This is a genomic window from Candidatus Deferrimicrobiaceae bacterium (genome assembly GCA_035256765.1).
GTDB lineage: Bacteria > Desulfobacterota > Deferrimicrobia > Deferrimicrobiales > Deferrimicrobiaceae > CSP1-8.
Map to the genome: position 1 here is coordinate 1 of DATEXR010000052.1, position 9,296 is coordinate 9,296.

Sequence of the window (9,296 nt, forward strand, 5' to 3'; positions counted from 1 at the left end):
GTAGGGGAAGACGGCCGGGTCGAACCTGCCGGTCCGCTGGCGCTCCCGGCCGGCGGTATGCATCCAGGTGATGTTGTAATCGACGAATTTCATCATCGCCTCCGCGCCCGCGACGTCGACCCTCTGCCCCTTTCCGGTGTCGGCCCGGTGCGCAAGCGCCGCGAGCACCACGACGGAGCGCACCCCGGGGAGGATCTTCCCGATCTCCTCCGCGTTGCCGGAAAGGTCCCCCGTCTTCGCCGCCCCGCAGAGCGGCGCCCCGTTCGTTCCCGCGATTTCCGCCAGACCGGAAATGGGAACCATTATTCACCTCCCTCGGAGAGATGGAGCAACCTATTCTACCCGTTATTCTTCCCCCGGAACACCGATCCCGAAGTCCCCTTATCGACTGCCTGGCGCGGCGAACCGGGGACCCAAGGCGATGGGGGGGGGTTCCGCGGAGACTGGGCGGGGACACTCCTCTCCCGCATCCCGGAGATGAATCAGGAGATGTCCCCGGCGAATGGAGTCGAGCGGAATGGCAGCGAGCGGTCGCAGGTCGCGAGCGTAGCGGAGAGGAATCCCCTGCGAGCCATGGTCCCCGGGAACCGACGCCGCCGCAGCCCGGCGCTCGACCGCGGCGCCGGATACGCTATAATTGGTCCCTCATCAATCCGACGGAAGGAGCGTGGACATGGAGGCGCGAGGGGAGCGGGAGGTCCGGGCCTGCCTGGAGGCACACGGCGTCCGCGGAGAGATCCGCACCTTCGAGGAGTCGACCCACAACGCGGAGCTCGCCGCGCGGGAACTCGGGGTCGAACTGGGCCAGATCGCCAATACGATCCTGCTGCTCGTCGATGGGGCGCCCGTGGTCGTAGTGATCTCCGGGGACCAGCGGATCGATTTCAAGAAGGTCAAGGCCCTTCGGAAAGGCAAGAAGGTCCGGCTGGCGGGCCCCGACGAGGTGGTCGCCCACACGGGGTTCGCCGTCGGCGCCGTCTCGCCGGTGGCGCTCCCCGAAGGGGTGCCGATCTACCTCGACTCCTCGCTCCTCCGCTATGAGACGATCTACCCCGCCGCCGGGGAGACGAACAACATGTTCGAGACGACCACCGGGGAGCTGCTCTCCCTGTCCGGAGCGGCCGAAGCCGACCTCGCCCGCTGAGCCTGCGCCCACGACCGGGCGCCCCGGAAAGACGGGGCGGATGGCGGAGATGCCGCAGGAGGGGGGTGGAGCGAGGTAAAGCGCAGCCGTGTGGGTGCACCGCACGGCGACCCACGAGCGGAACCCCCCTCCGAGGCAGCGGAGCCGATACCCGGGCGCCCTCGCGAGCGGGTGCAGGTCGCGAGCGTAACGGATCGCACTTCCCGCAAGCCAGGGTCCTTCCGCAGCGGTCCCCCCGGAGGAGGCGCCGCGAAGGATGGGGCTCAGCCCTCGACCTTGAGGATTCGGATCAGCCGCGAAAGGTAGGTCGGCTGAAGACCGAGCATCTCCGCCGCCTTTGTCTTGCTCCCCCTGGACTTGCGGATCGCCCGGAGGATGATCGCCCGCTTGTGGTCCCGGACCGACTCGTGGAACGTCTCCTCCTCGGGCGTCGCGACCTCCTCCCCGGCGTCCTCCAGGGCGATGCAGAGGTCGGGCGGGGTGATCTCCTCGCCCTCCGAGAGAGCCACCGCCCTCCCGATGGCGTTCTCCAGTTCGCGGACGTTCCCCGGCCAGGAATGCCGCTCCAGGATCTCCTCCGTCTCCGCCGAGAGTTTCCTCGCGGAGATCCCCATCTCCGCGCAGGCGCGGGAGAGAAAATGGTCCGCCAGCGGAAATATGTCCTCCCGCCGCGCCCGCAGGGGGGGGAGATGGACGGGGATGCCGTTGATCCGGTAGTAGAGGTCTTCCCGGAATCTTCCCCGCTCGGTTTCCTTCTTCAGGTCGCGGTTCGAGGCGCAGATGAAGCGGACGTCCGCGGTGAGCGTCTTCACCCCGCCCACCCGCTCGAACGCCCGGTCCTGCAGGACCCGAAGGAGTTTCGCCTGCATGGCGAGGGGGACGTCCCCGATCTCGTCCAGGAAGAAAGTCCCCCCGTCCGCCAGCTCGAACCGCCCCGGCTTCGAGAGGACGGCCCCGGTGAACGCCCCCTTTTCGTACCCGAACACTTCCGCCTCCCACAGGGGCGGCGGGATGGCGGCGCCGGTGATCTTGATGAACGGCCCTTCCCCCCGCCCGCTGATCCGGTGGATTGCCCGCGCGACAAGCTCTTTTCCCGTCCCCGTCTCCCCCGTGATCATCACGGAAAGCGGGGAGGCGGCCGCCTTCTCGATCACCTTACGGATCTCCCTCCATGCCGGGGAGCGCCCCACCATGCCGAACCATCCGCCTTCCCCGTCGCCGCCCGCTCCCTCCCGCGCGGCCACGACCGAGGTCCGGGCCGCGTTTCCCACGACGCGCAGCAGTTCCGCCTCGTCGAACGGCTTCGAGATGTAGTCGAACGCCCCGGACCGGATCGCCTCCACCGCATCGCCGATCGTCCCGTACGCCGTGATCAGGATGACCGGGACATCGGGATGCCGCTCCCGCGCGTGCCGGAAGAGGGCAAGTCCGTCCATCTTCGGCATCCGGATGTCCGTGATCAGGACATCGGGGCGGCGCCCGGAAAGCCACGCGGATGCGGCCTCCCCGTCCGCCGCCTCCGCCACGTCGTACCCCTCCCGGACCAGCATCGCCCGCAGCACGCGCCGCAGGTTCCGGTCGTCCTCCGCCACGAGAATCGTCGGTTTCAACCGCTCATCCCTCCGGCAGCTTTACCGTGAAGCGGCTTCCTTGCCCGCTCAGGGTCTCGAACGCGATCGACCCGCCGTTTTCCTCGACGATCCTTCGGCAGATCGCCAGCCCCATCCCCACGCCTCGCTCTCTCGTGGTGAAGAAGGGGCGGAAGAGATGCTTCCGGTCCGTTTCCCGGATTCCCGTGCCGGTGTCCTCGACGACGATCCGGCTCTCCCCTCCCTGGGAGGAAATCCGCACGGTGAGGTCCCCGCCGTCGGGCATCGCTTCGACCGCGTTCGTCAGCAGGTTGAACACCACCCGCTCGATCTCGGACGGGTCGGCGGTAACCGTCGGGGCCGGGTCGCCGACCTGGACGTGCCGGCGGATCCCGTTCATCCCGTTCGCCTTCTCCCGCGCGAGGCGCGCCACCGCGCGCTCCACGGGATCGTGCAATACGATCTTCTTGGGGGCGCGGCTCCCGGGCCGGGCGTACTCCAGAAACTCCGTAACGACGCCGTTCAAGCGGTCCGCCTCCTCGACGATGATGTCGAGGAATTCCCGGTCGCGGGGAGGCGCCTCCCGGGAGAGGAACTGGGCCGCCCCCTTGATCACGCCGGCGGGCGTGCGCACCTCGTGGGCCAGCCCCGCCGCGAGCTCGCCGACGGTGGCGAAGTGCTCCTTCTTCTGGATCCTCTGTTTCTGGCGGACATTCTCCACCGCCAGCCCGATCCCTTCCAGGAAGGGGATCAACAACTCCCGTTCCCGGAAGGACGGCGTCTTCTCCTTCCAGAGGAAGAGCGCCACCCCCACCATCGTTCCCCGGAGGAAGATGGGGAAGGAGGCGTTCCAGGAGTCGTCCCAGATGGCGACATCCGCCGCCCGCGACCCGCCGTGCTCCATGAACTTCAGCACGGGGAACCGGGTGGAGAACCGCCCGAGCGCGCGCAGGTATTCGTCGGGCCGGACCGGGAGGGACCCGATCCCCTCGTCGGTTCCGCCCTCCGGGCGGATCCAGAGGGAGGCGCGCGCGATGAACGGCACCTGCCCGAGGGCCTCCTCCACGATCTGCGCGATCTCGGCGAGCGACGTGGAATCGGGGATCCTCTTCGCGAAGTCGCCCAGGCCGGCCTGGATGGTCCGCGACTCCCGGACCAGGAGATCGGACGATATCCCCCCGAGCTTCCGCATCAGCACGGGGTAGAAGGTGAGCAGGAAAAACGAGATGAGGAAGGTCCCCGCCAGGGGAAACCAGAATTTCCGCCCGGACACGACCTCCAGACCTCCGAACACCACGGCGAAGGCGAACACCTGGATGACGAGGATGATCGCCCGCCCCACGATGTCCGGGAATTCGAAGAAGTGAAGATGGAGGATCCCCGTCGCCATGAAGTAGAAGAACAGAAGGATCGCGAACGAGCCGAGCGGCGGGAAGGGGATGCCCGTCCCCGGGAGGAAGTTGAGCGGCGCGACGAGACTGGCGATCCCCCCGCCGACGAGGAGGAACTGGAACTTCTTCCGGTCGATGGAGGACGGTTTCGCCCGGAATCCGTGGCGGACCACGATGTGGAGGGAAAGACCGAGGTAGGGGTAGACGTACAGGAGCGCCGCGACGTTCCACCAGGGGGAGAAAAAGAGGCGGTCGCTCACGATCGTGACCGCGAAGACCGCGCTGATCCACACCCCGGAAGCGAACGCGATCGGATACCACCTCGGGCGGGTTGGGACCGCCGAACCGCTGTACCGCAGCACGAAGGGGGGAATGAACAGGACCGCCGCGAGGCTTACCCGGTGCCAGAACGCGGAGTCGAGGGTCTTCCAGAGATACTCGGGGAAGCACCACAGGAAGATGAGGAAGGACAGGCTCGCGAACGCCCGCGCCTCCGCGTCGTCCTTCGCCCAAACGCGCAGATACCCCGCGATGGCAAGAGCCACCACCGCGGCCACCAGGCTCCCTTGCGCGTAATAATCCAATTTCCGTCTTCGCCTCCCGGAAGAAAAAGGGCTATTGCAGGCGTGTCCCTGAATAGCCCGAACCATCCTCCCGGCGGAAAAAACCCTTCGCTACTTGAGCCTCGCCTCGACCGACTTCCAGTCGATGTTCTTGAAGAATGCCGCGATGTAGTCGGCCCTCTTCAGACCGTAATCCGTCATGAAGGCGTGCTCGAAGACGTCCATCACGAGAACCGGGTTGGCCCCCGCCGGGTGCCCCACGTCGTGCTCGTTGACCCACTGGTTGAAAAGCCGGTTGCCGGCGGTGTCCTGGTACAGGACCACCCAGCCGATCCCGCGCATCGCGCCCACGGCCCGGAAATCGGCCTCCCACTTCTCGACGCTGCCGAACTCCGCGGCCAACGCCTTCCCGAGCTTGCCCCCCGCGGCGAGAGCCCCCTTGCCGCCCAGGTTTTCGAAGTAATATTCATGCAAGCGCATCCCGTTGAACTCCCAGCCCAGCCTCCTCTTCAGCTCCGCATACTCGGGGGTGCCGGTCTTTCCTTCCGCAAGCATCGCGGCCAGGGCGTCCAGAACCTTGTTCGTATTCGTGACATATCCCTGGTACAGGGTGAAATGATTTTTGAGAAGAGTCTCGCTGAATCCTTCCAGCCCGATGAGTTTCCCGTAATCCTTGGCAGCATACGGCATGGACGGCCTCCTTTTCCCTCGACAGCATGGGGTTTTCCGTGACGGGGATCCCGAAAACGGATCGTTCTTTATTTTGCCTCAACCGGGGAACTGGCGGGGATTTTTTTTCCAAAGGGAAAGCGTCCGCCGGGGGGATTCCTCCGGCGGACGCTGCATGACACGCGCACTCTGCTTCGACGTTTGCCGCCTGGGCGAAGCGTCCTGGCGTACCCTTCTATTTCGCGCGCTTCTTCCGCCCCGCGGCGAGCTTCTCGGCGAGCCCAAGTTTCTGGGCGATCTTCTTCTTGGCCTCCGAGTAGTTCTTCGCCACGAGGGGGGTTTTTGCGGGGACCTTGAATTTCTTCCGGTAATCCTTGGGGGTCAGGTTGTGACTGACCGAAAGGTGTTTTTTCAGCGTGGTAAACCCTTTCCCGCATTCCATACAAAAGACCTGTTCGGCCCCGAAAGCCGCATTCAGCGGTATCGCCGGCTTTACTTCCGTCAAAACGCCGGATGCTGCCTCCCCCTCGGCCCCGACAAGGACATTCAACTTCTGGAAGACGGCCTGAATCTCGTCCAGGAGATCATCCCTGCTCATTTCATTCACAGACGCGTGGGCCGAAACTATTTCCGTCGTCAACTCAACTAAAACTCTCTTGTCCATGGAAATTCCTCCAGATGGCGGGATATGGCTCTATCTTTCCCATAAAAAAACCCCTTGTCAACCTTATTTCCTGTGTTTCTAAATACGAAAAAGCCTGACAAGCAGGTGTAAGGGGCCCTGCAAAGGGAGATCCGACACCGAGGGAAGGGTAAAAAAAGAGGGAGATCGGATCGAAATCCGTGTCTACCTTTTCTTCCGGCGCCTCTCCGTCACCGTGGTCCCGCCGATCCCCCAGTTGTCGGTGTCGACCTCGTCGATGACGACCACGGTGGTCTCCGGGTTTTTTCCGAGGACGTCCACGAGCACCTGCGTCATGCGGCGGATCACCTCGGCCTTCTGCTCCGCCGTGGCACCCTCCCGCGTGATCTTGACGTTCACGTACGGCATCCGGTCCTCCTTCCCTGATCTGCCCAACTTCAGAGGAAAAGGAGCAGCTCCCCCGCCCCGCGACGCGTCGCCTCGACCCGGATGCGGCATACGGCCCCCGGGGCGAAGGCCAATCGCACGGGGTCGCCGTCGGAAAGGAAAAAGGAAGCGATCGCGGCGATCGAGGGGAGGTGCCCCACGCACAGGACGCGTCCCTCTTCGCCGCGGTCCTCAAGAAACGCGAGGAACGCCTCGGGGGTGGCGTTGGGGGCCAGGGCGGCGGTTTCCGCGATCTTGACGGCGGGATACCCCGCCGCCTCCGCCCAGATCGCGGCGGTCTGGATCGCCCGCTTCTTTCCGCTTGCCGCAACGAGATCGAAGGGCCCCGTCTTCCCCGCGAGGGATTCGACGATCGCCCGGATGGCGAGGGCCCCTTCCGGGGAGAGCGGGCGCGCAGGATCCTCCCGCTCCGGAACCGCTTCCCCATGTCGCACCAGCCACAGGTCCATCAGCGCAGATCGTACCCCGCCGCGAAGTACCGCCCGAACGCGGCGAGGACCAGCCCGTGGTGGACAGCCCCGTTCCGTAGCGCCGTGGCGGTCTCCTGCCGGGACAACAGGACGGTCTCGATCCACTCGCAGGGGTCGAACCTCGGAGCGCCTGCGCGGGAAGCGCCGGCGGCGAGAAACGTGTGGCACCGGTTGTTCTGGAGCGCCGGGTTGGGGGTCACGAACCCCAGATCCTCCCACCGCCCCGCGACGAAACCGGTCTCCTCCCTGAGCTCCCGCTCCGCCGCCACGCGCGGGGAGGAGTCCGACGGGTCGATCGCCCCTCCGGGGATCTCGAGGGTCACCTCGCGTATCCCGTGACGGAACTGCCGGATGAACACGAAGTTCCCTTCCTCCGTCACCGGAATGACGTTGATCCAGTCGAAGGTGCGGATAATGGTGAAATCGCCCGTCCTCCCGTTTTTCTCGAGGCGGTACCGGTCCCGGTCCACGGAGATCAGCCGGTCCGAATACTTCCGCTCGCTGTGCAACAAGGTCCACAGGGACTGCATGGTCGCCCATTCTACACCCGAAGACGCGGTTGTTCCATCGACCGTCCGGCCGGGGTAGAATACGCCCAAATCCCGCAAGGCGGGAGCGTGCATTTCCCGACGCATAAGTACTCCGTTTCATAAATACGGCAACGTATTCGTGCGTGCCTCCCGGGGCCCAGGCGCAGCGGGGGGTTCCTATGAGCGGGGGGACACTCCTGATGTTATCGTCGAGTGATAAAGGAGTGTCCCGCCGAAGGGCGGGAATTGCGTCGAGCGGAATCGGCAGCGAGCAGTCGCAGGTCGCGAGCGTTTTTGAACAGAGCCCCCTGGCCTCCAGAGGTCCGTTTCTGAAGAGGCCGTGCACCGAGAGGGTCGATGCGCCCCGCCCGGCGAGGCACCCGGCCGAGGCGTACCCGCCGCGGTACGGTGAGGGCGGGTAACGAAGCCGGCGGGGATGCAGCGACCCTCGAATGCCGGGATCTGAAGGAATGGATCTCTGGAGGCCGGCGAGCCCCGGGCATCGGGAGGAAAAACGCCTTAGGGCATCGCCCTGATACGATCCCGTATTTACGAGACGCAGCACTAAGTGCTGGGCTTCATAATTACGGCGACGTATTTGTTTTCGACACGGCACCGAGAGCGTCGATGCGCCGGTCCGGCAAGGCGCGCGACTGAGGCGTACTGTTAAGTACGGCGCAAGGAGCGCAACGCAGCCGGGGCGGATGCAGCGGCGCTCGAATGCAGGCGTAATTATGAAATGCAGCACTAAGCCTCCTGTTCGAAGAGGAAGAACCGATCACTCCCTGGAGCGGATTCGCAGCCCCTGCCCCCGTCCTCGTCGCCTGCGCCCTTTCGTTCGTTCTTTATCTGGGCGCCTACATGCGGCTTCCCCTGGTCCCCCTGTTCGCCAGCGACCTCGGGGCGACCACGGTACAGGTCGGGATGATCAACGCCGGTTTCATGGTCGCCGCGGCGCTCCTCTCCCTGCCGCTGGGCCTGGTCTCCGACCGGTTGGGCCGAAGGCGTCTCATCCTCGCCGGCATGGCGATCTCCGGGCTCACCTCGCTCCTCCTGCTCCTGGTCCAAACCCCCCTGCAGGTCGGCGCGATCTATCTCTTCTCCGGGATCGGACTTGCCTGCTTCTCCCCGTCCATGATGTCGTACGTCGGCGACGTATCTCCGCCCTTGTTTCTCGGAAGGGCATACGGCTGGTACACCTCCTCCCTCTATCTCGGGATGGCGGCCGGACCGGGACTGGGCGGCGTGATCGCGGCCGGCGGCTTCCGGGCGGCGTTTCTCGTCTCGGCGACCGTCATCGCCGCGGGGATCCTGGTAGGCGGCCCCCGCATGCCCGCCCCCCCCGCGGTCATCCGCCCCACGACCGCGAACCTCGCCGCGGATTTCCGGGAGATCGTCGGCAACCGGGCTGTCCTCGCCTGCTGGACAGCCACCTTCTTCTCCACCTACGCGTGGGGCTCGCTGTTCGCCTTCTTTCCCCTCTACGCGCGCGAAGCGGGAATCTCGGTCACCCACACCGGGCTCATCTTTACCTGCCAGGCCGCCGCCAACGCCGCCTTCCGCATTCCGATCGGCCACCTGACGGACCGGACGGGAAAGCGGGAGCGGTACATCGTCGCCGGGACCCTTCTCTTCGCGCTGTTCATCGCCCTCGTCGGGGCGTTCCGGAACGCCGTCTCCCTGTACCTCCTCTTCCTGGGGATCGGGGGAACCATGGCGGCGGCGTTCACGGTCATCGGCGCGGTCCTGTCCGAGTCGGTTCCCACCCGGGTCCGCGGGCTCGCCATGGGCGGCTACAACACGTGCATCTACGGGGGATTCGCGGTCTCGGCGGCGACCCTCGGCGCGGT

Annotated in this window: 10 protein-coding genes; 2 read left to right on the top strand and 8 right to left on the bottom strand. The window is 65.7% G+C overall.

Annotation, left to right across the window (positions count from 1 at the left end):
* On the bottom strand, positions 1 to 303 hold a 303-nt coding region (locus VJ307_01640; GenBank protein ID HJX72831.1), incomplete at its 3' end, for a CoA transferase.
* A gap of 370 nt (positions 304 to 673) precedes the next feature.
* On the opposite strand from VJ307_01640, the gene VJ307_01645 reads away from it, so the two are divergent.
* Positions 674 to 1,144 carry a YbaK/EbsC family protein gene (locus tag VJ307_01645; protein HJX72832.1) on the top strand — a complete coding sequence of 157 codons (471 nt, stop codon included), beginning with the start codon at positions 674 to 676 and terminating at the stop codon, positions 1,142 to 1,144.
* 263 nt (positions 1,145 to 1,407) lie between these two features.
* Here VJ307_01645 and VJ307_01650 read toward each other — a convergent pair whose 3' ends face one another.
* From VJ307_01650 to VJ307_01680, 7 genes are all read right to left on the bottom strand, one after another.
* The gene (locus VJ307_01650; protein HJX72833.1) at positions 1,408 to 2,754 is read right to left on the bottom strand and encodes a sigma-54 dependent transcriptional regulator; all 1,347 of its coding nucleotides are present in this window, start codon (positions 2,752 to 2,754) and stop codon (positions 1,408 to 1,410) included.
* A 4-nt stretch (positions 2,755 to 2,758) separates the two neighbouring features.
* The gene (locus VJ307_01655) at positions 2,759 to 4,708 is read right to left on the bottom strand and encodes an ATP-binding protein (protein HJX72834.1); all 1,950 of its coding nucleotides are present in this window, start codon (positions 4,706 to 4,708) and stop codon (positions 2,759 to 2,761) included.
* A gap of 90 nt (positions 4,709 to 4,798) precedes the next feature.
* Entirely contained in the window at positions 4,799 to 5,377 is a 579-nt protein-coding gene (locus tag VJ307_01660; GenBank protein ID HJX72835.1) for a Fe-Mn family superoxide dismutase, read from the bottom strand.
* A gap of 214 nt (positions 5,378 to 5,591) precedes the next feature.
* On the bottom strand, positions 5,592 to 6,020 hold the full coding sequence (locus VJ307_01665) for a MucR family transcriptional regulator (protein HJX72836.1): 429 nt from the start codon (positions 6,018 to 6,020) through the stop codon (positions 5,592 to 5,594).
* Between the two features lie 183 nt (positions 6,021 to 6,203).
* The gene (locus tag VJ307_01670) at positions 6,204 to 6,407 is read right to left on the bottom strand and encodes a 4-oxalocrotonate tautomerase family protein (protein HJX72837.1); all 204 of its coding nucleotides are present in this window, start codon (positions 6,405 to 6,407) and stop codon (positions 6,204 to 6,206) included.
* 29 nt (positions 6,408 to 6,436) lie between these two features.
* Positions 6,437 to 6,895: a histidine phosphatase family protein gene (locus tag VJ307_01675; protein ID HJX72838.1), complete on the bottom strand. Its 459-nt coding sequence runs from the start codon at positions 6,893 to 6,895 to the stop codon at positions 6,437 to 6,439.
* The gene (locus VJ307_01680; GenBank protein HJX72839.1) at positions 6,895 to 7,446 is read right to left on the bottom strand and encodes an NUDIX hydrolase; all 552 of its coding nucleotides are present in this window, start codon (positions 7,444 to 7,446) and stop codon (positions 6,895 to 6,897) included. The genes VJ307_01675 and VJ307_01680 overlap by 1 nt, the downstream gene beginning before the upstream one ends.
* Before the next feature lie 861 nt (positions 7,447 to 8,307).
* Here VJ307_01680 and VJ307_01685 point away from each other — a divergent pair.
* The coding region (locus tag VJ307_01685) for an MFS transporter (protein ID HJX72840.1) at positions 8,308 to 9,296 on the top strand (989 nt) is incomplete at its 3' end.